The following is a 22,768-nucleotide window of genomic DNA, read 5'->3' as shown; positions in this document are numbered from 1 at the left end:
CGCTCTAAGCGTTGAGGGTTTTTTTTGTGGGGGTAAGGATGATAGGAGATATTGTAGAGGTTTATGAACACCTCCGTAATGCCCCCAAAAAATGTAGTGATCATTCGAGGATGCTTCTCATATGAGCTTCAAATTTATCCATGCTGCTTTCATTTATTTTCTTTGAAATATGTGTGTATATGTTCGCTGTGATTCTCATACTACCGTGACCTAAACGTTCTAGTACATACTTCATATCGTTACCAGCCTCAAGTATAAGAACAGCATGAGTGTGACGAAAAGAATGAATCGGCATCGCCGGGAGACCAATACGTTTCAAAATTCGCGAAAAAGAATTGAATAAAGAAGACTTTGGCATGAAGTTTCCATCATCTCTACAGAGTACTAGATTCAAGTTGTGCTTGTATAACTCATTCCAAGCTAATTTGTTTTGGTTCTGATACTTAAAATGTTGTTTCAAATCTTGAATAAGAGGTGTGCTTATTTGTATTGTTCGTACTGAATTAAAAGTCTTTGTATCTCCAAAATGTTCCTCTTCGCTATCAGCGGAAAAATCCAGTGTTTTGTTAATGGTTATCATACCTGTTTTGAGATCTACATCATTCCAGGTTAGCGCGGCAACTTCACCTTTCCTCATACCCGTTTCAATTAATACACGATAGAATATCCAATAAATATAACCATATTGGTGGGCAGCCCTAAGAAATGCAGGTATATATTCGGATTCTATAAATTTTAAACCTTTAGGTTTTACGGAACCTTTTATTGTGACTCCTTTACACGGGTTTTTCTCTAGTTTACCTATAGTGACAGTTTTCTCAAGTGCACTATTCATGGTATTATGAACAATTTCAACAGTGCTTTTACTATAGCCCTTATCCGCCAATTGATTTAGGAATTTTTGATAAAGAATAGGCTTAAGCTCTGTCAATTTAATCGATTGGAAGAAGGGAGCAATATGAGTTTTAATATTGTTCTGATGCTGAATAAGTGTGTTCTTTCGAATTGTCCCCACCTTATATTCTTGAAGCCAGTCATTCAAAAACGACAATAACGGTAGGTCACTTTGCTCGAAACTTTCTGCTAACTTTCTCTCAAAAGTAGCTGCAGCTATTTGCGCTTCTTTTTTTTGTTTCAAAACCTCGTTGAGACTTTTCTTTAATCTTTTGGGTAATGGGATCTCTGTACTTTGATCGAAATTCCCATCTCATTCTACTGACCTCACTTTTTTAGTGTCTTGTTCCTCTCTTTATGGGGCGCAGATTATGTTAACCTTATCCGGCCCCCGTTATCACTGGGATTATTCGGTTGGAAAAAGAACTTGAGCCGCTGAAGAAGAAAATAGAAGATTCCAAAGATAGAAATGAGCGTGAATTCTTACGTAAGGAGATGGAACCGATCAAATTAGATAAAAATATGATGTCTGCAATTATAAGTGATCTAGATTATTCAATTGAATGGATGGAAACAGGATATCCTCCAGGATGGCGTAGAACGATTGATAGAAGATCTGGAGCTCAACGAACAAGTGTATGGGATCCTGCATGGATGGAATATCTCACAGCCTATGAAGTAGAGTTTCAACAGGAGGAAGAGGAAGGACGATGTTTGCAACCTCATGAACAATATGCTATTGAGGATGCCATGCACAATTTATCTGAGAGAGAAAGGCAATGCTTCGTTCTACACCACGGTTGTGGAATGTCACTAAAACAGATTTCTGAAGAACTTGATACTAAAAAAGCACAGTACAATCTTATCTGGATCGCGCTACAACAAAAGTAGAGATTAACAAGGAATGAGTCTATTTCTCCAATGTGACTAATCTTGCCGTACGCCTGCCACCTATATATAGGAGGAACCTATTAACGGTTCGACTCTTATAATGAATGACGTGTAAAAACTCACGCCAGCCGATGAGCTCACGGTTAATTGAGCTCGACAATGATATAAACGAAGCAAGGGGAGCACTGGCCTAAAGCCTGGCTTCCCTTGCTTTTAATATTTTTCAAAATTTCTCTTCGTGTTTATATACCGTACGACCATCATCAACACCGCTAACTGGTGCCCGGCTATACTGATAGATTTTACCATTCTCTTTGCGATAGAAATATCTCGAACTTAAATCATCGTTAAAAATGACTGTTGTGCTCACAAGAGGTGCTTTACCTACTTGTGTATAAATTTCACTTAAGTCTTGTTTTGCATAACCCCTTTGATTAATTAAATAGGATTCTACTTCACTATTCATTTTATTCTTAAACGATTGCAATACTAAAGTTCCAATGCTAATCAACAATACTAGAGAAAACACAATTACAAAGGATTTCTTTTTCATTAAATTGCCTCCATATGATAAAAATGGGAAAATATCATTTACATAATATGTATTTTGGTATATTGTAATATACATATTATATCATAGAAAGGAAGAAAATGGATGAAAAAAATGTTATTAAGCTTATTTATGGTATTTGGTTTTATGTTGTTATTATCTGGTATAGCTAGTGCGGACACTGTGACTGAGGCCACCTATTTATCCCCAATTAATGAAAATGAGGATTTGTTAATTAAGCCATTCGCTGAAATCGGTCCTACGTATCCAGGTACAAGCATAGAAATGAAGCCGGGAGATGTAATACATAATCCAAAATCTATATCTACTTTCTTCGTAGGACATGTTGCAATTGTAGGAAATGATTTGCTTCTTCGTCATTCTCATCCTCATGGTCCAGGAATAACAGAAGGAATTTCTAATTATGTCAGCCGTTTTTCAACTGGTGATAAGTTTACCATTCTTCGTCCAAGAAACGGAAATGGAGCTGCTGCGGCTACTTGGTCTCAGCAAAACATAGGTAGTATAACTGCGTATGCTTTCTGGCCTAGCCCAGTTTATGTTCCTTCGAATTATTGTTCTAAATTTGTTTGGCAATCTTACTGGTTTGGAGCTGGCAAGGAAATAGTTGGTGGTGGAGACGCTGGGATCATGGTTCCCCCAGGCTTGGTATATATTTATCCTTCAGATATCCTGAATTCGCCATCATTTGTAACTATGGGAGCTTTCTATAAATAAGTATACTTTGAGTCGCTGAAAAGCGGCTCTTTTTGTATTGTAAATAGCCCATAATCTAAACCCCAAAAGCTGCAGAGGTGACGGCGAAGTAAGGTACATGGGTAAATAGTAGGAGGAAAATACTTCCTTTTCGTCGAAATATAATGTCGAAGGGAGGTGCTAGGATGCCTACATTTAATAACATGAAAGACCTGATGAAAGCTATGCAGAAGAAGGCAGATCAAGCGTCTGGTAACGTATCATTAAAGGATTTGTTAAACGATCAATTTATTAAAAAACATTCAGATTTTGATCGTGCTCAAGATTTTTTTGATAAAGCGCCGTTCACTCTTGATTCAGAAGACGATTTTGAAAAGATCGAAATGAGTGTAAAAGATGGTTACGTAAGAGATCACTTCAAATTCCAAACTTGGGATGAGATGATTACAGCTGCAGGGAAAGAATATGTAGCTAAATTCTTCAAATAAATTAAATGGGCACCTTCGGGTGCTTTTTTCATGCCTATAAATGGACAACTCTACGAGTCAGTAGATGAGAATCTGAATCAGGCTCAAATTACCGAGCAACTAACTCAGCAACTGTTCATGAAGAATCGAGAGAAGCGGACGCTTAGTATAGAGGCTCTAGGAGATTACCGAATGCGGGTTGGCTGCTACGTAAATCTATATATTAATGCAATGAATATAAATAAATTTTTCTTGGTTGATGAATGCACCCATAAGAAAGAAGGCGGTGTGCATACCATGGATCTGGAACTAAGGCTGGTGTAACCATGCTGGATGCTATTAAGCAAGCAGCTGTTGAAGCGATTAACGCTGCAGGGCCGGTAATCGTACAACTTGCTGTAATAACAAATGAGAATCCTCTTGAGGTTTTAGTCGATAATAGGCTATCTCTCTCAGAGGATTTTTTAATTGTCCCTGAAAAATTGAGTGGTTTAAAAGTCACCATTGGCGCACAGGAAGTGGAGATTCGCAAGGCTTTAGCGGTTGGAGATAAGTTATTACTCATTCGCATGCAAGGTGGTCAACGCTACGTAATAATGGATAGGGTGGTGAGCGTTTGATACCACAGAGCGATAACGTGCTACTGAATGAGGATATGGAGGATACACCCCAACCAAGTCTTACTTATAAACTAGACCTTGTAAATGGGCGTATAGGATCCGTGGTAGTGGATGGATTGGATGCCGTAAAACAGGCAGTTATAAAAATACTTTCGACAATCCGATTTGAAAACCTGATTTACAGTGACAATTACGGTAGTGAGGCAGATGTTGGAGCGGTGCGGGGTCGGGCGGTGTTTGAAACCGAAGTGGAACGCTGGACTAGGGAAGCATTACTTCAGGATGATCGTATCGTCTCCGTAACCAACTTTAGATTTAACTATGATGGCGATGCGGTACTCGTCTTGTTTGATGTAGAGAGTGATTATGGAAACTATACAGACCGATTGGAGGTGAATGGCGGTGTATGAAGATCAAACGTTTGAAACGATCTTAGAACGGATGTTAGACCGGGTACCAGATGGGCTGGACAAGCGAGAAGGTAGCATTATTTATGATGCTATGGCTCCAGCAGCAATGGAATTACCTCAGATGTATGTTGAGTTGGATATCAATGCAAATTTAATATTTGCTGATACTGCTAGTGGCGATTATCTGGATCGATCGATTGCGTGGTCTGGTGTTACCCGCAAAAAGGCAACAAAAGCCCAACTAAGAGGGCTTTTTTATAATACTTCTAACACCTTAATGGATATTCCAGTTGGTAGTCGCTTCGCTATTGGTGCAATCAACTATAAAGTAATCTCTCGACTCTCATTAGGGGAGTATCGTCTTGAGGCAGAGGTTGAAGGAGTTACGGGTAATCAGCACTTCGGAGCCTTAATTCCTATAGGTTTTATTAATAATCTAGAAAGGGCTGAATTGACGGAGTTACTTATCCATGGGACTGATAGAGAGACAGATGATGCATTACGGCAGCGGTACCTCGATTCTGCCAGACGGCCAGCAACCAGCGGGAATAAATATCATTATATTGAATGGGCTCTTGAAGTTTCCGGAGTGGGCGGCGCTCGTGTATTCCCATTATGGTCAGGTCCGAAGAGCGTAAAAGTTGTGATTGTAAATACAGAAGGTGCCCCAGCCTCAAGCGTTCTTGTGAATCAAGTACAAGACTATATTGATCCAGCTGCTGGGAAAAGTGAAGGACAAGCACCTATTGGGGCAGTAGTCACAGTTACTTCAGCAATCGGTAAGACGATCAATATATCAGCTAAGGTAACTTTAGCGCTTGGTTATACCTTGCAGGGTGTAAAGAATTCCTTTTTGGAGCGATTGGAGACTTGGCGTAAGTCAGCGTCTTTTGTATCTACTTATGTAAGTCAGGCCGTAATTGGATCAATCCCTTTAGGGACTGACGGTGTTATTGATTATCTTGGGTTGCTACTCATTGGAGCTGTTGGGAACATCGTTCTTACAGAAGAAGAGGTGCCATTGATCGGTATTGTGGAATTGGGGGTGTAACATGGCCTACCCGAGTAAAGTTGATGTATTCCAGGAGAAGTTGAATAAAAGCCCAACGGGAAACAATAATGTCATTGAGGAACGGATAACACTTGTAGCAGGCGTTTATGAGGGGTTACTGAATCACGATAATATCAATAACGCTACTGTCCAAGTCTATAGTGGTAGTAAATTGACGGGTGATAAATTGACAAACTGGACGTTAACCATTCCGAGTGATACACCATGGCGCAGGTTAATTAAGATATTTAGTGGAGCTGCTGAAGTTTACGTAACCTATGAAACACCAGGGGACACGGTAGAGGCTGACGATATTAATGTGCTACAAAAGTCTGTAACAGCCACACAAACAGAGGTAGAGCGGTATAAATCGAGTGGTCTTATAGACGGTGGGACATTTACGAAAGGGGTATAAGATGGCACAGACGATACAAATAAAACGTGGTACTAAAGCTCAACTTAGCACGTATGGTGCATTGCTTGTTGGTGAATTGGGTTTTTGTACAGATACGAAAGAAATATATATCGGAGACGGTACAACAAACTCAATGGTTGGGCGAGCCTTGTCAGGTGCAGAGGCTTCGTGTCCGGTGGCGGCATCGGTTGGACGTCTTTTTTACGTCACGAGCGGGGCGAATAGTGGATATCTTTATTTTGATGATGGGGCAGCTTGGAGGCGAGTGAACGCCCAAGCACTCAGTGATTTAACAGGGTCGCTTGATAATATAGCGGATGGTGCTACTTTTGCAAAGATATTAAAGGCTGATGTTAGTGCAGGACATATCAATAAGGTGTCAGAGGGCACGAATACTAAAACTGCAGCTGAGATTAAAAGCCATATTGACGATGCCGCTAAACACCGAGTCATTAATGATTCTGGTACAGCCATTACCGATATCTGGTCCGCACAAAAAATCAAAAATGAAATCGAATTAGCAAAACATAATATCGAACCACAAGCATCGGTAAAAGATCAACATTTATTAGCGCCACCAGCAAGTCCAGCAGAAGCGGACCGTTATATCATTCCAGCATCAGCGACAGGGGTATGGGCAGGTAAGACAAGCCAAATAGCAGAGTATCAGTCTGGAGCTTGGGCTTACTATACCCCTGCTGTAGGTTGGACTGCATATGTGGATGATGAGCAAAAGATCTACAGCTGGAATGGAACGGCATGGGTTAGGACTGGTGGTGCCCTACAGACGATCACAGCGGGCAACGGTCTTACTGGTGGTGGTCAATCAGATTCCGTTACATTGACGGTTGGAGCCGGGAACGGGGTTGTTGTAGATTCTACAACCGTTGCAGCCAAGGCAGGCAAAGGTATTGTTGTGAATGCGACAGGGATTGAGGCTAATATTGATAGTTCCAGCATCGTCTACGATTCAGCTAATGGCAATAAACTTACGGTGGCTACGATCGATGGCGGTACGTTCTAGGAGGCGAGGCAATGGCTAGAAAAGTAATGATCCAGATCCGACGAGGTTTGGAAAGTGCCATCGGAACACTAGCTATCGGTGAACTTGGCTATTGTACCGATACAAGCAAACTCTACATTGGTACAACAAATGGCAATGTGTTGTTGGTGGCTGCTCAAAGCGCAGGGGATATGCTTAAAAGTATTTATGATACGAACAATGATGGCAAAGTGGACTACGCTGCCAACGCTGATGCTGTCCCTTGGTCCGGTGTAGCTGGGAAACCAGCAACGTACCCACCATCAACACATACGCACTCCGAATATATGAGTAAGGGTCCCGTAACATGGAAGCAATTGAAGGGGGTGTGATGTTTGAGCTATGGAGAATCTTTATATAGCACTCTTCTTTTCACGGCTAATGAATTAGAGGATATAGACGATGTAAATACGGTTGATCTTATGAAATACCTACCGCCATATTACAAGGGTATTCAAGAAATAGAAGAACTGCAGCAATCATTAGGCATTGAAATATATGGCTTAACTACGAGGGTTCAAGAGGTGCTAGATCAGGCATATGTTGAAACTGCAACATGGAGCCTTGCGCGTTGGGAGGCTGAACTTGGATTAAGCTCGGATCCATCAAAGTCTTATGTCAGTAGACGTGAAATGGTCAAAGCTAAAAGACGAGGAACAGGCACAACGACACCTGAAATGATTCAACGAACAGCATCGGCTTTTGCTGGTGGGGAAGTATCGGTAGAAGAAGTTCCAGGGGAATATCGATTTATCGTCCGATTCATAGGCATTCTAGGCATTCCACCGAATATGGCTGGGCTATTTCAGATACTCGATGAAATCAAGCCGGCACACTTGGCCTATGAGTTTGCTTATACGTACACATATTGGGATTCGCTTAAAACGATAACTTGGAATACTGCTGGCACCGGAACGTGGAACGACTTAAGAACTTTTGGATAGGAGAGTGACACATGCAAACCACAGGAAATTTGGGCTTAAAGAAGCCAGAGGGAACAGATATCGTTGATATTGCCGATTTGAACGGAAATATGGATATCTTAGACACGATTGTTAATAACAAGGTTGATAAGGTCACAGGTAAACAGTTATCTACCAATGATTACACAGCAGCCGAGAAAACAAAGATGGCGGGTATCGCAACAGGAGCAAATAACTACGCACATCCTAATCATACGGGGGATGTAACCAGTAACGGAGATGGAGTAACAGCTATTGCTCCATGCGTGATTGTGGATGCTGATGTAAGTGCCTCCGCTGCCATTGCGTGGAACAAACTCAATAAAACAGGTGCATCCCTGGCGGATCTGCCCACACGTTCAGCCGCAGACCTTAACAGCGGCACACTACCGGCAGCAAGACTCCCGGCGATCTCCGGTGATATTACAATGGCAGCTGGTACAAGTGCAGCGGCATTAACAGCTGGAGTAATTGTCAACTCTGATATTAATGCAACGGCAGCAATTGATGCTTCCAAGATTGGAGGCGGTACGGTATCAAATGCAGAGTTTGGATATTTAGATGGATTAACAGGCGGTATCCAAAATCAAATAAACACTATTTTAAATCCTCCTAGAGCACAATATAGAAGTAGTATTGACAAAATAATCCCTAGTGGAACATGGATATCTCCTGACTGGGATGTACAGGTAATAGACACAGATTCCTTTATAACCTCTGCAGGAATTGAGACTGTGGTTATTAATAAGTCAGGGATGTACTTTATCCAAGCTACTATTGGAGTGTCTGTCAGTAATTTGGGTATCAGAAACATGAAAATACTAAAAAATGAAACTGAAGAAGTTGCATATAACAGCAACGCATCTGGCGGTGCATATTCGAGCCGAAACAATGTTACGGCAATGCTAATATTAAATGTTGGGGAAACTCTAAGGATTCAAGTTTTTCAAGATACAGGAGGAAATCTGACACTAATGAGCTCTTTGTCTAAAATGTCAATCATTAGATTATGCCCACCTTGAAGGGATGAACCCTATCAAGCGAGACTGTTTGCGCCCACACAGATCACTAAACTAAACGACAATTACTTTATAGTTGATTGCTGGCATCACAGAGTTATCTATACAGATGACATCAACCAACCATTGTGGAACTGGAATACAGTTGATTTTGAATTCGCGGGGCCGCACACTATTGCGAGTGATGGGGATATATATGTTGTTGATAATACCGGTTGCCACGAAGTGATTGTTATAGACTCGAATTTTAAATTTAAGCAGAGATTTAGTGGCATTAGTTACCGTCCACACCATACTGAGTATGATCCCTTAACACAAGCATTTTACGTTGTGACAGGTCAGAATATCTTTTGCTTTAAAAAGAATAATGGTAATCTATTTTTGGATCACCAGTGGTAATTACAAACCTGATTGACACCTATATACGCTCAGTTCGGATTATAGATAATAAGTTTTATTTTGTAAGTGGTCCTGGTAGGATTACCGTCATTAATTATCAGGACGGATCATACGACGTTGATAGTGAGTTTGTTGTTCTAGACGAGATGTATAGTATGAATGATATCGCAAAGATTGGGGATTACTGGTACATTACTTCAACCACCAACTTCAGTGGGAATTCTTCGCCTATGATTATACGCCTAACAAATTTAAACCAACTTGAGTTCGGAAGGTATGAGAATATATATGAGTTATTGGGGTTTAGCGACATTCCATTTTTCATAAGCGAATTTGGTGGAAAGGTTTATATCACTGAAATAGGTAACAGGTATAATGGTTTCCTTTCATTTGATGTTAATGATATTTCTTTAAGTAATGTTTATAAGAATGTAGAATTTGAAGGGGCATTATCAGAATCTATTAAAAGGAAAAGCATTTATCCAAGGTAGTCATACACATGTTTAAATTTATAGTTTATAATAAGGATCGTATAAATACGGAGGTGGTCTTTTGAAATACTGGAGAAAGTCATTTTCGCTCTCCATTTTAATAGTGTTCACACTTATGTTTTCATCATGCGCACAAGCATCTGACAATGATTATACAAGTAGATTATATACACCAACCTATACTACTAAGATTTCTGGAATTTATTTTATTGTAGATTGCTGGAACCATAGAATCATTTATAGTCGAGACATGACTAAACCAATTAAAGAGTGGAAGACATTAGATGATGATATTGCAGGTCCACATTCTATAGCAGGTGATGGCATAACATTTGTTTCAGAGGATTCTGGCAGAGATAGATTAATCGTCTATACTCTAACTTCTAAAGGATTTAAAAAAACACAAGTAATTGATAAAATTTATGGTAGGCCACATAAAACTATTTATGATCCCACCGCGAAAAGATTCTATGTGTTAACATCGACAACGCAAGAGATATACACGTTTGAGTTAGATAATGGACAACTATCCATTACTAACAAAGTCCATTTAGATTTTTTAGAAGACACATATACTCGGTCGTTTTCCATGATTGACGGAAATATGTACTTCGTCAGTGGGCCAAGAGAAATTTCTGTTGCTAGTTACAATTCTGCTGGGAATATTAATTTGGTAGAACAGTACCCAGTTCCTGAAGAATATAGCACAATGAACGATATAAAGAGAATTGGGGACTACTTTTATATGAGTGTATACCCAGAGAAATTTATACGCGTCAAGAGCCTATCTGATTTTTCTTTAGTGGAAAATATTTATAATGATTTAGGATTTAAAGGCACTCCCTATTTTATGTCCTATTTTGACGGGGAATTCTTCATTCCGGAAATTGATAGCTACTCTGGTATAAAATCTTTTAAAGTAAATGATAATGAAATTATCGATGTTAAGACGATTAATGATTCCGGGCGACCAGATGAAAAGGTACTAAAAAGGAAAAATGAATTTCCAACTTAAATTATTAACACGTCGTTAAAAACGGCGTGTTTTTATTTTGCCCTCGGATCTGATTCGGGGGCTATTTATATTGATCAATAGATAGAGAGGGGAGTTGTTTTATGTCAGTTGGGGGAGTCAATCTAGGAGGAGGGACCGGAGGTGTAGCCTTGGAGAATCGTATGGATGATGTTGAAAATCGTTTGTCCGGAATGTCCGACGAGTTGATGCGCTTCGGCGCAGAACATGCCACATTTAGCACTGAGCTGCGATTGCTTAAAGAGAAGCGGTCTAGACATGAGGAAGATGTAAAACAAATCAAAGAATCCACAATCGAAATGAAGATCCAATTCAACGAGATTATGCGGCGGTGGGATACATTGGATTCTCGTGTGTTTCAGTTATTACAACAATCGCAAACGGATAGTAAGAGCGAACGGAAAGTGTTTATCGATCTACTTAAATACGTTCTGTCCGGTACTATCTTCGCTATTATCGCTTTTTTATTTAAAGGAGGGGCGTAATGTTAACCTTAGATCAAGTGAAAAGTAAATCATCTACGAGATTGATTGGTTTACATCCCGTAGTTTTAGCAGCTGCAACAGTTATAATTGAACGCTGTTACGCTCGGGGAGTGCCTATTGTTATTACTCAAGGATTACGAACTATTGCGGAGCAAGACGCTCTCTACGCACAAGGGCGATCAAAACCCGGATCTATAGTGACCAATGCTAAAGGCGGGTATAGTTATCACAATTTTGGTTTGGCTGTTGATTTCGCTTTGCTGCTGCCAAATGGGTCCAGTGTCTCATGGGATATGAACCGAGACTACAACGAAAACAACATCAAAGACTGGATTGAAGTAGTGGAAGAAGCTAAGAAGCTCGGCTTTGATTGGGGCGGTGACTGGACATCATTTAAGGATTACCCTCATTTCCAATTGGTCTTTGGCTTAACTCTTACTCAGCTGAGAGCTGGTATCAAACCATCAGAGATTGCTATGGCAAAAGCAACGGCTATTATAGATCGACTAAAAGAGGAGGTAAAGGAAGACATGAGTAAAATTGAGGAGTTAGAAGCAATCATAACGAAACAGGATGAGCGCCTAATGGACGTAGAAAAGCGATTAAACATCTCGGGCAAGGAAACATATGCCATCAATTATAGTGAGGCTATTACAGCTGCTAAAGCGGTTGGAGCGATTACTACATCGGCAGAAAAATCAAAACTAGAACTTAATGTGGTTCAAATGTTGTACAATATGGGATTATTTGCGAAGGAAGATAAATAATTTATGGACAATGAAAACCTAACTAATGTACTGGCGTTTGCCTCGGTGATCGCCGTTTTTGTGTTGGCAGGAGTTCAATTTGTGAAGAAAACATTCAATGTTCAAAATAATTTACTTCCAGTCATCGGATTAGTTATAGGCCTTTTAATCGGAGTAGTAGCTTACCCGTTTACTGATTTATCTCTGAGACTAAGGTTATGGTCCGGCGGCCTTGCAGGGTTGTCTGCAACGGGGTTCTTTGAGCTGGCGTTCAACAAGAGAGAAGGTAACACGAAGGATTGATGTAAAGCCCACTAGCTCTAGGCTGGTGGGCTTTTTTGTTGGTTATAATGCGAAAAAATTGTCTGTAATTAAATATCCATTGTACATCGGTCTTATATTTTCCTTTTTTAGTGCGATAAAACCTCCATATTATCAGCGGTTACTCCAATTTTACTTACCTGAATACCCTTGGCACCATAATTCCCCCAAGTATCAATACGGCATTCTCCATAACCGATCCTAAAATACCCTTTGTCCCCCCAGCTAACGTCCCAACTATTTTTACAAATCCAACATCCACCTTGATCATTATCATCGAAACCAACAATTATTACGCAATGCCCTCCTTCTAAATTCCCAGATAAGTGTTTATATACACCGGAACCATATGAGTAAAAATCTCTATATACATCGAAACATGCAATCGCTGGCCCGTAATTTATAAGCCATTCTTTAATGTTGGTACTATTGGACAGCCTAGAGGACGAAGTTAATTTATACTTATTTCGATTAGGATCAAGTTGTAATCCTGAGCAATCCTTTGTCTGTAACCCTTTATTATAGGGGTAGCATGCTTCTTCAGCGATTCCTGAGTTCTTAAATACATTTAAGGCAGGATCAGGCCACCATCCATTTTCACATTTTCCACCATTACAAAAAAATAAATGGGCTTCACTAATATCTACAGTCAAGCTTGGATTACCTAATTGCTTTTTTAAAGTTCCTTCGATAGCGCCAATTACACCAAAAGCAACACATGAACCGCATGAACTTTGGTTCTTAGGGGGGGTTATAAAATTCTCACCATTAACATTACGAAGATCATAGTTTTGAGGGAGAATTGTTGTACCTGGGTTTGATGGATACGCTGCGTTTGTTCTGTGATCATCCGGTGCATTTGCTCCTAAATATTTCTTTCTCTCTGCTGGTGGTAAATTAGAAATGTCATTATCTTTAGTCGTCCATGGATTTCCTGCATCATTTAATGCTTCTTCTATGTTCTTTTTAAACTGTTGTTCGTAACTCATGTGTACCACTCCTTATCAGCTTTTTTCTAAAAGACAATAGTAATATCTCCTTTTGAATAGAAAATACACAGGGATTTTATAAAGTGGTTTGGAATGTATACAATTTGTTACGGAATAGAAAGGTGCCCAATGAAAGAATTTCGCTAAACCTACTGGACTGATCAAACTGTTCGAAACGTAGCCATGCTTCCTCGAGCACAAAAAAGCCCCGTCAGCAATTTTGCCTAACGGGTTATTTTTTTGTTCCTGTATTTCAACGCCGGCGGGCTTTAATCAATGCCGCGATTGAGACAACCATGCCAGCAGCAATGACAATCCAAGTGATAACATTCAGCATATACATTCCTCCTTTAGAGGGGCCGTAGCCCCTTAATGTTATTTCGAGTCAGACGGGAGTAGGTGCCTCAAAAAACTTCCAACTAGTCACGGTTATCTCTCTCATTTCCGTCCCGGTATTGAGGGTTACGGTTTTTGTCTGTTTGTTGAAGGTGTACACTCCGCTGAATCCGTTCAGCGTTACAGTTTCCCCGTTGTCGTGAGCCTTTGAATAACCATCTTTAACCACGTAATAGATGCTTGCTTCCTGCTCAGTCCAATTGATGTGAATCATTTTTTGCTTATTCATGACATCACCTCCGCGTATGCCCGCCGGCAGATTTATTGTATTGGCATTCCGATTGCCATTTTGTTATGATTGGGTGGAGAGCAGGGGGGGCAACCCCTACTCTCCGGGAACCTATTTACGTTTGCGTGGTCCGCGGCGTTTTTTGGTTCCTTTCTTTTTGTCCTTTAGCAGCAGTGTTGCGATAATGAGCTGAATGATTGCTGTAAGGAGCGTTACCCAATCTTTCATGTACTGTCTCCTTTCTGGAAGTTAAATGTTTTACTTCCTAAATATAATATTCTATAATGTGAAAATAAGAGTACTGAAAGGAGTTCAGTATGGGATTCTCATATAAACCGCTTTGGCGGATGCTTATTGATAAAGAGATGTCAAAATCTAATTACCGGGAAGCGCTCGGTCTATCTTCTGCCACACTGGCAAAAATGGGGAAAGGTGAGTATGTTTCTATGGAAGTCTTGGACAAAACGTGTAATTACTTTAACGTTCCATTAGATCAAATCGTGGAGCATATAGCTGAATCTGGACATGAAGACATCTCACAAATAAAAGAGCCACCACAGGGTTAATCCTGGGTGACTCTTTTTTTATACAATAAACTCTGTAAATGCTGGGCTTCGAAGCATGCCAGATTTGGTCCAGTTCCTCATTCTTACTTTTGCTCGTAATCTTGGTTCAAGATGTACAAAATCCTTATCCTCGCCTTTTACAAGTTGCTGGGCAACGCCTCTGAGTGCCTGCTTATGGATCGGTGACGCGCCAAGTTCAGGACGTAGCTTTCCGGACGTACCGGATGGAACAGCAGCCAGCCACCCAAATTCCTGTTTGCGATAACCTGTAATAAATACTTCTGCATAAGTCCAATTGATGACCTTTTGCCATGCATGAGAGCGGCGGCCAGTCTCGTATACGCTGTTTTTATGCTTACCTACTACGCCTTCCATACCACGAGTTTCGATCTGTTCAAATAAAGCCTCTCCAGCACCTTCCACATGAGGTACTATTCCAAAGTTATTAGAGGGTTGAGTTAATCCCGCCAGTATCTCCTTACGGCTCATCAGGGGCAATCCACGAAGATCCTGGCCTTTGTACATCAAGATATCAAAGATAGCATAATACGCCGGGAGCGTCCCGGTGAGTTGCACTATTTTCTCTGCTCGTCTTGTCTGAAAACGACTCATAACAGATTCGAAATCTGATACTCCGGTTGTAGGATCAACACAGGCTATTTCACCATCCAAAACAACATCGTTCGCAAATGGAAGATGTAATTCAGGATACTGCCGAGTGCAATCAATATCATGCCGTGTATATAACCGGATCTTACCAGACTCTTGAGAATAAATAAGACGATGCCCATCTATCTTTGGTTCATATATAAAATCACTGTGACTGAATGGTCCAGCAGCAGTTTGTAATAACATAGGTGATATAAACATATAAAACCTCCTTCATCCAATTATAGCTCGTGGCTACAAAGGATAGAGGAGGCAAGTATTGGGAAAAGCTATTTTGTTAAAGTATACTCACTAACTTCAAACGATAGGATCTTGTCATGCACAACGTAATCGGTTCGTTTAGTGAATGGGCCTTTGTTGTTGTCATGCTTATCAATTCCGTAACGAGCCGATCCGGAAGCTGAGTCATACCAGTTTAAAAATGCTTGAACCTCTGATATTGACAAGTCGTATTCTTTCACAAGGTCGGTATTCATTATTATTGTCAGAATTGCACGATCGCCTGACTGCTGTTCTGGAGTCGGTGAAGGCGTAACTGTTGGATCGGGACTTGGTGTTACCGTAGCAGTAGGTGTAGGCTCAATTGTGGCTGTTGGTTCTGGAGTTGCTGTAGGCTCAGGAGTAGTGGCCGAATTATAGAAATCAATATCAGTGATCTTTAAGTCAACATTTGCAATCGGTGTAATTGTTACATATCTCGCAGTAGGAGACACTCCGTTTGTCTGCTTTAGACTTCCATCATGATTTGTACCATAATAATAATCTGTATCAAACCCAGTTACATAGGACTTAGCCTCAGAGTAAAATTGAACTCTTGCCATTGCACTAATGTTTAATCTCCAAGAGTCAATTTTAGAATTAGTACCAAGGTCAACGGTTAAAATTTTTCCCGCAGGAAGTGTATAGAATGTAGCTTCGTCCCCATCCGTTGCGAGGTAAGTAGACTCATATTGACTTGTCCAAAGGGTAGAGTAAACAATAGCTTGTTTACCATGCAGATAGCCACCTGTATAAGCATATGTTGATGGGATTGTGGTAAGAGTTGTGATTAATGCAATAATTAAAACTGCAATTAAAGAAGTGAGGCTAAGCTTAATTTTTTTTGACAATTCATATTCCACCTTTTTTATTTTTTGTAGGATCAGATTATGGTAACTGCAGCGTTCTGTCTAAACATAATTTCTTAAATATGTAATTAAAAGAATATTATAATTATTAATTCATAATAATGACATTTAGTGATGGGATTTCCGTTGATTAACGAACGCATGTTTGGTTATAAGGCAAACGAACGTTCTTATTTTGGGGGGCTATCAACTTGCAAATGCAGATTGGTCAAACCGTTGAAATTGTTTACTTAGATAAAGTCGGCAAGATTACTCAGCGTAAAATTGAAGTTAAAGGCATAAAGGATGGGAAGATTCGTGCGACATGCTTAAATACAGGAGCGCCAAGAGTGTTTCTAATGGTAAATATATTAGCTTGGCAGCCAAGTGATAAAGGAGCAATTGCATGAAGTCATTAACGGATAAAGAAAAAGAAATACTCAAATCATTAATTAAGATGATCGAAATCAATCACTATCCACCAACGTTACGTGAACTTGCCAAGGAGGTAGGGTTGTCATCTACAGCGGTAATACATGCGCACATGGAGCGCCTAGAGATTAAGGGGTACATACAGAGAGGTAAGAACATGCCACGAGCGCTGAGAGTTATTAAGGGAGTCGACGAAGACAATGAAATCATAACAGCGTAAGAAACTTGAAAGTAATGGACTATGGGAGGGAAGTCGGATGATAATGCCTGAGCATAAAAATAGGATTCTGGACGATTCGCTGAAAGAAGAGGTGCGATCAAAGCCTGATTTAGATCCTCAAGCATTAGCTGAAATCTCACAGGTATTAGCTCAATCTTTAGAGGATTGCAGTCTGATCACGATTACATTGTTTGGGGAATATGAGGACAGATCCATCCATGGAATAGTCATGAGAGTCGATCGGCAGTTGAAACAGATTAAGTTCCATCATGATGACGATTGGGAATGGATTAAACTAGAGGAAGTTATTGAGGCAATCACTTAATCGAGTGTCGCTTTATCTCGTATTAAGCTAACAGGCAGGATAGTTCAATCGTTTCTCGAATTCTTTTTGAGATGGAGTAATTTACGAACTTCGTGAATATAACGTTATGGCTTCACTTATCTTTTTACATCACTTTAAGCCACTCGGTATCGTGTAATAAACGTTATACGACATACAAACTAAAATATTTCGAAAATATATTGACAAGAAATTGAAATTTACATCTTAGCAAAGAAAAGGAGATTAATGTATGAGTATAAAATTTAGAAAAGTAAGTGATTTTAACCGTGGGTTAATCTTTGAATTGTTGACAGATGCTTATTTATTTGATTGCAGATATGAACAAAATTGTAGTTCAGATTGGCAGGAATTTAATAATTTCTTCTTTGATAATTTACAGATTGCGGATGAATGTGGGTTTATTACTACATTAAACGATGAAGCAATTGGTTTTGTTTCATGGGACCCAAGAAATGTACCTGATTATGTGGAAATCGGACATAATTGTATTGCTACAAAACAAAAAAACAATGGTTATGGTAAAATGCAACTCCAAGAAGCTGTTAATAGAATCATAAAAAATGATGTTAGGAAAATTGTTGTAACTACTAATATCGACTTTATACCTGCTCAAAAAATGTATGAGAGTGTTGGATTCAAAATACATCAAAAAAGAAAAGTTGTTGGTTTTGTTAGAAAACATATAGATTATGTATATTCTTTAGAAGGCAGGAACTACACATAACACCATAATATCGCATCGGGACATTCGGTAAAATTCATTACGCTAACGGGAAACGATAGCTCAATAAGACACCTAGCTAATACGATTGTGAGAATCGCCTCGTCAGTGATAATGCTGACGAGGCATTATAATTTGATAGGTCATATATCAAATTCAGCCCATCCTAGTGGCATTAATTTGAAGTCGACCTCATCGAGGGCTTCTGGTTCAATAATTACTAGTAGTGGTTCATGTATGTCAATTAACGAACCTATACGTTCGCTGATTCCAATAAAAGTACCAATAGCTACTACTCTTCCACACCTTCCACCAAATCCGCTATCGTGATTGTCACAGATACGCACGGACTATTCCGGCTTTAATTCTTCCCATCTCATAATTTAGGGGGTGCTCCTAGTTCTTCAAAAGTACTCTGGGACAATCCAAAGTAAGCAGCACTGTCATTTGAGTAATGGTACTGTCGTTGTATCGTTATCATCAGTGGCGTCTCCGGGATCTAATCATTGCAATGATGGACAAAACAAGTGATACTCCGATAACAATCCAAGTGATTATATTCAACATTCATAACCCTCCCGCGTATGCCCGCCGGCTAATTTATTTTCTAGAGCATGTGTGTTATGATTGGGTGGAGGAAGGGGCTCAATCCCTTCCTCGGGAACCTATTTACGTTTGCGTGGTGCGCGGCGTTTGGTTCCTTTTTTCTTTTCCTTTAGCAGTAGATAAGCTGTGTAACATTGTATTGCTGCTGTTAGGAGTTGTACCCAATCCTTCATCCCTTATCTCCTTTCGGGAAGTTTTGATTTCACTTCCTGTATTTAATATATCACATACTGTATATTAAGTCAAATATAAAGTTTGACTTCCTGTATTTTTTTTATTATCATAGATACATGAAGTAGTAGGAAGGTGAATATAATGCCGTTTTCGTACAAGCCCTTATGGGTGCTATTAGCGAAAAATGAAATGAAGAAGCAGGATTTAAGGGAGGCACTTGGCCTTGGTCCGTCCACGATAGCGAAGATGGGTAAGGGTGAGAATATCTCTTTGGAAGTGCTGGACAAGCTTTGTAGTCATTTCGGAGTACAACCAAACGATATCATTGAGCATGTAGAAGAGCCGTCTCAGGATTAAACCTGGACGGCTTTATTATTGCTAAAAAAACATTCGTGTAGATCATCTTTTCAGCAAACAAATATGAGAGATGCAGCATAACTTTAAACTTTGTAGATACATATTTATTTATAGAAGACAAAGACGGGGAGCCCCCAGCATCGCCCCCGTTTTGCTCCCAGATACAACAGTTAATAACCCCATATAACTTTTTCGAAAATTAATATTTTCATTAATATAAGGTGTTTGCACCCCTTTATTATCTTTAACTTTGCGGTGAATCTAAATCGTACTCAGGTTCACGAGTGGGAAAGAAACCAATACATGACTTTGTACTAGAACCTTTAAACCCTTGACACCTTTGGTGTTGAGGGTTTTTTTTGTGTGAGCGTGGGAGTAGTAAGGGACCTCTATAATGACGGTGCCCACAAAATGCCCACAAATAAATAGTGGGTGCTATTCGAGGATAGATCTCATGTGGGCTTCGTACTTTTCCATACTACTTTCTTCAATCTTCTTGGAAATGTGAGAATAGACATCAGATGTAATTGTAATATTTCCGTGTCCGAGTCGCTCCTGAACATACTTCATATCATTGCCTGCTTCTAGTAGTAGCACTGCATGAGTGTGTCTTAGTGAGTGAATCGGCATGGGTGGAAGACCGATCCGTTTCAAAATTCTCGAAAAGGAATTGAATAAAGAAGACTTTGGCATGAAGTTTCCATCATCTCTATAGGAACCCTTCCAAGCTAATTTATTTTGGTTCTGATATTTAATGTGTTGCTTTAGATCGCTAATGATAGATTGACTAGTTTTATCGTTCGTTGCGAATTAAACATTTTTGTATCTCCGAATAGAGTTGCTTCATCCTCAGCTGAAAAATCTAACGTCTTACAAATGTGGCAGCCGGTTTAGAATCTGAACCTCCACCGTTGTGGTAATGGTATTCTCCGTTTTCCAGTCCCCACTTTGCGCAATTTGTGCGGCAATAATGACCCCCATTTGCATCTGTGCGTCCTGGATGTGCCTCAGCAAGTACAGGCATCAATAATAAGAAAAGTGACATGAAGCTTGAAACAAAAATTCTTTTCATAAAAAATAAATACCCCAATGTTTGATTCTTGGAGTAGTCTATCAGAATACATTTTCACTTATCCCTTATTAAGCTAACTGGGCAGGATAGTTGAATGATTTCGCGAATAACTTAAGTCATGACGAATTTACGAAGTTCGCAAAAAGGCGTTAGCCGAAAGAAGTTCTTAGTTTAGGAGGAGTCTATATGATATTAGAAAAGGTTATAAATAGAATTGAAATAAAAAGTGAATATAAGGATTTTGTTGATAAGTATATAGATAATATACTTACCGAATTCAAAGGTAAGATTCATAGCATTTATATGTGTGGCTCGATTCCAAAAGGAACTGCTAAACCTTTTACGTCAGATGCAGACTTTACTATTGTATGTGTAAATCCCAAAGATATTGATTACGAAAGATTGTCAAATATTAAAGACAGGCTTTTGGAAGAATATCCAATAGTAACTAAGATTGATACGATAATTTGCTCGATTGACGATGTATTAAGTAAACCAAATGAGTGGGGTTTTTGGGTAAAGATAATTTGTGTTTGCATATATGGTCATGACGTTGGTGAAAAAGTACCACCGATAATTATTTCTCCAGAGTTCATTTTAGACTTAAATACAGAGACCAAGGAGGAAGTAGATCGTATACATAGTTTACTTTCTAATGCTAGTGATAACACAATGAAAATTAGATATATTAAAGGTTACTCTAAGAGATTAATTCGTGCATTATACTCTTTGGTTTTAGAAGATACAGGTGTATGGCAAGATGACATTATTAAGATGAAGAATGCCATATTAAACTATTGTGAGATTGACTCCGCTTTAGTTGATTATCTGTATGCTTGTTACTTGGATAGTAATGTACTTGTTGAAGAGTTTCTGGGAATTGCAGATGAAGTATATAGCTATTTTGAGAACGCCTTAAATACAATGGCTGCTTCCAGAACTTCCTTCGGCTAACACCATATTGACGCTCCGGGTCACTCTGAGAAGCGAGTGACCACATCCAGCCCCCTAAGCCCGTCGGGACGTCACTGCGTTAGGTGTTCGGCAAGCCTCACAACTATAAGCAGCGACTCTAATTAAAACATAAGACTATTGAGCTAACGGGAACTTTAGTTGAATAATACACATTAATGAGCAGGCGCTACGGTAGCCTGCTGTTTTCATTGAAGTAACGGGCAGATTTGCACAATAGTCACCGCAGTTTAATGCGACTTCAAAATAAAAAGGAGAAAAGACCCATGAATCTACACTTGGCAGATTAACAGGTCGAATCGCAATAGTAACAGGTGCAAGTCGCAGCACAGGAATCGGTGCTGCAGTGTGCAAAGAGTTGGCCTATCTAGGCGCTGATGTATTTTTTACACACTGGGTTAGTTACGATCAACAGATGCCCTGGGGTAGCAATAACGAGGAGCAAAAGCAACTTTGTGAGGAAATACGTTCCATGGGCGTTCGTTGCGAACACCTAATGATGGATCTTTCTGCACCTGAAAGCTTTGTGGATTTATTAAATAACGTTGAGCAGAAGCTAGGAGAACCTTCCATTCTTGTTAACAATGCTTGTTATTCGGTTAACGATGACTTAACCACGATTACCCCAGAGTCTTTGGATGCACACTACGCAATTAATGTTAGGGCGGTAACTATGCTTAGTGTGGAATTCGCTAGACGGTTTACGCAATCGGCAGGTGGTCGAGTTATTAATATGACATCGGGCCAATCACTAGGCCCCATGGCTGGTGAAATCTCGTATGCCGCAACGAAAGGGGCAATAGATGCTTTCACACGAACTTTTGCAGCAGAGGTGGGTCCGAAAGGCATCACCGTAAATGCGATAAATCCTGGACCCACAGACACCGGCTGGATGACTCCTGACCTACGACAGCAGTTATCTAAGCAATTTGTAACAGGTAGAGTAGGATTGCCTAAGGATGCAGCTCGTCTGGTTGCATTCTTAGCCACCGATGATGGGGAGTGGATTACCGGCCAAGTTTTACATTCCACGGGTGGATTCAACTAACGGAGAACGATAGCTCAATGAGACACCTAGCTAATACGATGTGAAAATCGCCTCGTCAGTGATAATGCTGACGAGGCATTATAATTTGATGGGTCTTATATCAAATTCAGCCAGTCCTGGTGGCAGTGATTCGAAGTCGACTTCTTCGAGGGCTTCTGGTTAAATAATTATTAGTAACGGTTCATATATGTCAATCAACGCACCTATACGTTCGCTGATACCAATAAAAGTACCAATAGCTACAATACTTCCGCACCTTCCACCAAATCCGCTATCGTGATTGTCACAGATATGCACGGACTGTCCCGGCTTTAAATCTTCCCATCTCATAATTTAGGGGGTGCTCCTTGTT

The 22,768-nt window shown here is 39.9% G+C and carries 30 protein-coding genes and 3 pseudogenes; 25 read left to right on the top strand and 8 right to left on the bottom strand.

Annotated features, from left to right (window positions below; translation table 11 throughout):
* Positions 1-100: 100 nt before the first annotated feature.
* Positions 101-1,211 (bottom strand): annotated as a pseudogene (locus MKY14_RS08170) (site-specific integrase).
* 97 nt (positions 1,212-1,308) lie between these two features.
* Here MKY14_RS08170 and MKY14_RS08165 point away from each other — a divergent pair.
* The gene (locus MKY14_RS08165; protein ID WP_340976259.1) at positions 1,309-1,785 is read left to right on the top strand and encodes a sigma factor-like helix-turn-helix DNA-binding protein; all 477 of its coding nucleotides are present in this window, start codon (positions 1,309-1,311) and stop codon (positions 1,783-1,785) included.
* 223 nt (positions 1,786-2,008) lie between these two features.
* Here MKY14_RS08165 and MKY14_RS08160 read toward each other — a convergent pair whose 3' ends face one another.
* The gene (locus tag MKY14_RS08160; protein ID WP_340976258.1) at positions 2,009-2,338 is read right to left on the bottom strand and encodes a DUF3139 domain-containing protein; all 330 of its coding nucleotides are present in this window, start codon (positions 2,336-2,338) and stop codon (positions 2,009-2,011) included.
* Positions 2,339-2,440: 102 nt separating this feature from the next.
* Between MKY14_RS08160 and MKY14_RS08155 the strand changes: the two genes are divergently transcribed.
* From MKY14_RS08155 to MKY14_RS08080, 16 genes are all read left to right on the top strand, one after another.
* Entirely contained in the window at positions 2,441-3,073 is a 633-nt protein-coding gene (locus tag MKY14_RS08155; protein WP_340976257.1) for a hypothetical protein, read from the top strand.
* Between the two features lie 164 nt (positions 3,074-3,237).
* On the top strand, positions 3,238-3,540 hold the full coding sequence (locus MKY14_RS08150) for a hypothetical protein (RefSeq protein ID WP_340976256.1): 303 nt from the start codon (positions 3,238-3,240) through the stop codon (positions 3,538-3,540).
* A 30-nt stretch (positions 3,541-3,570) separates the two neighbouring features.
* On the top strand, positions 3,571-3,843 hold the full coding sequence (locus MKY14_RS08145) for an XkdQ/YqbQ family protein (protein WP_340976255.1): 273 nt from the start codon (positions 3,571-3,573) through the stop codon (positions 3,841-3,843).
* Between the two features lie 2 nt (positions 3,844-3,845).
* Complete coding sequence (locus tag MKY14_RS08140; RefSeq protein ID WP_340976254.1) at positions 3,846-4,139, top strand: DUF2577 domain-containing protein; 294 nt, start codon at positions 3,846-3,848, stop codon at positions 4,137-4,139.
* On the top strand, positions 4,136-4,549 hold the full coding sequence (locus MKY14_RS08135) for a DUF2634 domain-containing protein (RefSeq protein WP_036684205.1): 414 nt from the start codon (positions 4,136-4,138) through the stop codon (positions 4,547-4,549). The genes MKY14_RS08140 and MKY14_RS08135 overlap by 4 nt, the downstream gene beginning before the upstream one ends.
* Positions 4,536-5,600, top strand: coding sequence for a baseplate J/gp47 family protein (locus MKY14_RS08130; RefSeq protein ID WP_340976253.1), 1,065 nt, complete (start codon positions 4,536-4,538; stop codon positions 5,598-5,600). The genes MKY14_RS08135 and MKY14_RS08130 overlap by 14 nt, the downstream gene beginning before the upstream one ends.
* 1 nt (position 5,601) lies before the next feature.
* The gene (locus tag MKY14_RS08125; RefSeq protein ID WP_340976252.1) at positions 5,602-6,015 is read left to right on the top strand and encodes a phosphoglucomutase; all 414 of its coding nucleotides are present in this window, start codon (positions 5,602-5,604) and stop codon (positions 6,013-6,015) included.
* Position 6,016: 1 nt separating this feature from the next.
* Positions 6,017-7,039: a DUF2793 domain-containing protein gene (locus MKY14_RS08120; protein ID WP_340976251.1), complete on the top strand. Its 1,023-nt coding sequence runs from the start codon at positions 6,017-6,019 to the stop codon at positions 7,037-7,039.
* An 11-nt stretch (positions 7,040-7,050) separates the two neighbouring features.
* Positions 7,051-7,389, top strand: a complete 339-nt coding sequence (locus tag MKY14_RS08115) for a hyaluronate lyase N-terminal domain-containing protein (protein ID WP_340976250.1) — start codon at positions 7,051-7,053, stop codon at positions 7,387-7,389.
* Positions 7,390-7,392: 3 nt separating this feature from the next.
* Complete coding sequence (locus MKY14_RS08110; RefSeq protein WP_340976249.1) at positions 7,393-8,001, top strand: putative phage tail protein; 609 nt, start codon at positions 7,393-7,395, stop codon at positions 7,999-8,001.
* Between the two features lie 11 nt (positions 8,002-8,012).
* Positions 8,013-9,041 (top strand): hypothetical protein, encoded by a 1,029-nt coding sequence (locus MKY14_RS08105; protein WP_340976248.1) that lies wholly within the window; start codon positions 8,013-8,015, stop codon positions 9,039-9,041.
* A 551-nt stretch (positions 9,042-9,592) separates the two neighbouring features.
* Entirely contained in the window at positions 9,593-9,928 is a 336-nt protein-coding gene (locus MKY14_RS08100) for a hypothetical protein (protein WP_340976246.1), read from the top strand.
* Between the two features lie 61 nt (positions 9,929-9,989).
* The gene (locus MKY14_RS08095; protein WP_340976244.1) at positions 9,990-10,943 is read left to right on the top strand and encodes a hypothetical protein; all 954 of its coding nucleotides are present in this window, start codon (positions 9,990-9,992) and stop codon (positions 10,941-10,943) included.
* Between the two features lie 101 nt (positions 10,944-11,044).
* On the top strand, positions 11,045-11,446 hold the full coding sequence (locus tag MKY14_RS08090; protein WP_340976242.1) for a hypothetical protein: 402 nt from the start codon (positions 11,045-11,047) through the stop codon (positions 11,444-11,446).
* On the top strand, positions 11,446-12,213 hold the full coding sequence (locus MKY14_RS08085) for a M15 family metallopeptidase (protein ID WP_340976241.1): 768 nt from the start codon (positions 11,446-11,448) through the stop codon (positions 12,211-12,213). Before MKY14_RS08090 ends, MKY14_RS08085 begins: the two co-directional genes overlap by 1 nt.
* Before the next feature lie 3 nt (positions 12,214-12,216).
* A complete protein-coding gene (locus MKY14_RS08080; protein WP_340976240.1) occupies positions 12,217-12,495 on the top strand; it encodes a holin in 279 nt (92 codons plus the stop codon).
* Positions 12,496-12,602: 107 nt separating this feature from the next.
* On the opposite strand, the gene MKY14_RS08075 is transcribed toward MKY14_RS08080, so the two are convergent.
* Together MKY14_RS08075 and MKY14_RS08070 are read right to left on the bottom strand one after the other, a co-directional pair.
* Positions 12,603-13,502, bottom strand: coding sequence for a C1 family peptidase (locus MKY14_RS08075; RefSeq protein ID WP_340976239.1), 900 nt, complete (start codon positions 13,500-13,502; stop codon positions 12,603-12,605).
* A 385-nt stretch (positions 13,503-13,887) separates the two neighbouring features.
* Positions 13,888-14,127, bottom strand: a complete 240-nt coding sequence (locus MKY14_RS08070; RefSeq protein WP_340976238.1) for a hypothetical protein — start codon at positions 14,125-14,127, stop codon at positions 13,888-13,890.
* Positions 14,128-14,444: 317 nt separating this feature from the next.
* On the opposite strand from MKY14_RS08070, the gene MKY14_RS08065 reads away from it, so the two are divergent.
* A complete protein-coding gene (locus tag MKY14_RS08065) occupies positions 14,445-14,693 on the top strand; it encodes a helix-turn-helix domain-containing protein (protein ID WP_340976236.1) in 249 nt (82 codons plus the stop codon).
* Between the two features lie 18 nt (positions 14,694-14,711).
* Here MKY14_RS08065 and MKY14_RS08060 read toward each other — a convergent pair whose 3' ends face one another.
* Both MKY14_RS08060 and MKY14_RS08055 read right to left on the bottom strand, forming a co-directional pair.
* Entirely contained in the window at positions 14,712-15,563 is an 852-nt protein-coding gene (locus MKY14_RS08060) for an ATP-dependent DNA ligase (protein ID WP_340976233.1), read from the bottom strand.
* Positions 15,564-15,631: 68 nt separating this feature from the next.
* The gene (locus MKY14_RS08055; protein ID WP_340976230.1) at positions 15,632-16,471 is read right to left on the bottom strand and encodes a hypothetical protein; all 840 of its coding nucleotides are present in this window, start codon (positions 16,469-16,471) and stop codon (positions 15,632-15,634) included.
* Between the two features lie 215 nt (positions 16,472-16,686).
* On the opposite strand from MKY14_RS08055, the gene MKY14_RS08050 reads away from it, so the two are divergent.
* The 5 genes from MKY14_RS08050 (at position 16,687) to MKY14_RS08030 (ending at position 19,324) form a co-directional block, all read left to right on the top strand.
* Positions 16,687-16,878, top strand: a complete 192-nt coding sequence (locus MKY14_RS08050; RefSeq protein WP_076306146.1) for a hypothetical protein — start codon at positions 16,687-16,689, stop codon at positions 16,876-16,878.
* Positions 16,875-17,120 (top strand): LexA family protein, encoded by a 246-nt coding sequence (locus tag MKY14_RS08045; RefSeq protein WP_340976228.1) that lies wholly within the window; start codon positions 16,875-16,877, stop codon positions 17,118-17,120. The genes MKY14_RS08050 and MKY14_RS08045 overlap by 4 nt, the downstream gene beginning before the upstream one ends.
* A 37-nt stretch (positions 17,121-17,157) precedes the next feature.
* Entirely contained in the window at positions 17,158-17,445 is a 288-nt protein-coding gene (locus MKY14_RS08040) for a YolD-like family protein (RefSeq protein WP_340976226.1), read from the top strand.
* 250 nt (positions 17,446-17,695) lie between these two features.
* Positions 17,696-18,190 carry a GNAT family N-acetyltransferase gene (locus MKY14_RS08035; RefSeq protein WP_340976224.1) on the top strand — a complete coding sequence of 165 codons (495 nt, stop codon included), beginning with the start codon at positions 17,696-17,698 and terminating at the stop codon, positions 18,188-18,190.
* Between the two features lie 918 nt (positions 18,191-19,108).
* Entirely contained in the window at positions 19,109-19,324 is a 216-nt protein-coding gene (locus MKY14_RS08030; RefSeq protein WP_340976222.1) for a helix-turn-helix domain-containing protein, read from the top strand.
* A 435-nt stretch (positions 19,325-19,759) separates the two neighbouring features.
* Here the strand turns inward: MKY14_RS08030 and MKY14_RS08025 are convergent, their stop codons facing one another.
* Together MKY14_RS08025 and MKY14_RS08020 are read right to left on the bottom strand one after the other, a co-directional pair.
* Positions 19,760-20,017: a tyrosine-type recombinase/integrase gene (locus MKY14_RS08025; RefSeq protein WP_254847683.1), complete on the bottom strand. Its 258-nt coding sequence runs from the start codon at positions 20,015-20,017 to the stop codon at positions 19,760-19,762.
* Positions 20,018-20,216: 199 nt separating this feature from the next.
* Positions 20,217-20,369 (bottom strand): annotated as a pseudogene (locus MKY14_RS08020) (YHYH domain-containing protein); the annotation flags it as partial.
* A gap of 213 nt (positions 20,370-20,582) precedes the next feature.
* On the opposite strand from MKY14_RS08020, the gene MKY14_RS08015 reads away from it, so the two are divergent.
* Positions 20,583-21,350 carry a nucleotidyltransferase domain-containing protein gene (locus MKY14_RS08015; RefSeq protein WP_340976219.1) on the top strand — a complete coding sequence of 256 codons (768 nt, stop codon included), beginning with the start codon at positions 20,583-20,585 and terminating at the stop codon, positions 21,348-21,350.
* A gap of 295 nt (positions 21,351-21,645) precedes the next feature.
* Positions 21,646-22,416, top strand: a pseudogene (locus MKY14_RS08010) (SDR family oxidoreductase); the annotation flags it as partial.
* Positions 22,417-22,768 lie beyond the last annotated feature (352 nt).

The sequence above is a fragment of the Paenibacillus sp. FSL R5-0887 genome, from assembly GCF_038002305.1.
In the GTDB taxonomy this organism is placed as follows: Bacteria; Bacillota; Bacilli; order Paenibacillales; family Paenibacillaceae; genus Paenibacillus_AQ; species Paenibacillus_AQ odorifer.
The sequence above is the reverse complement of the archived record's forward strand: the minus strand, read 5'-3'. Positions and strand labels throughout refer to the sequence as shown.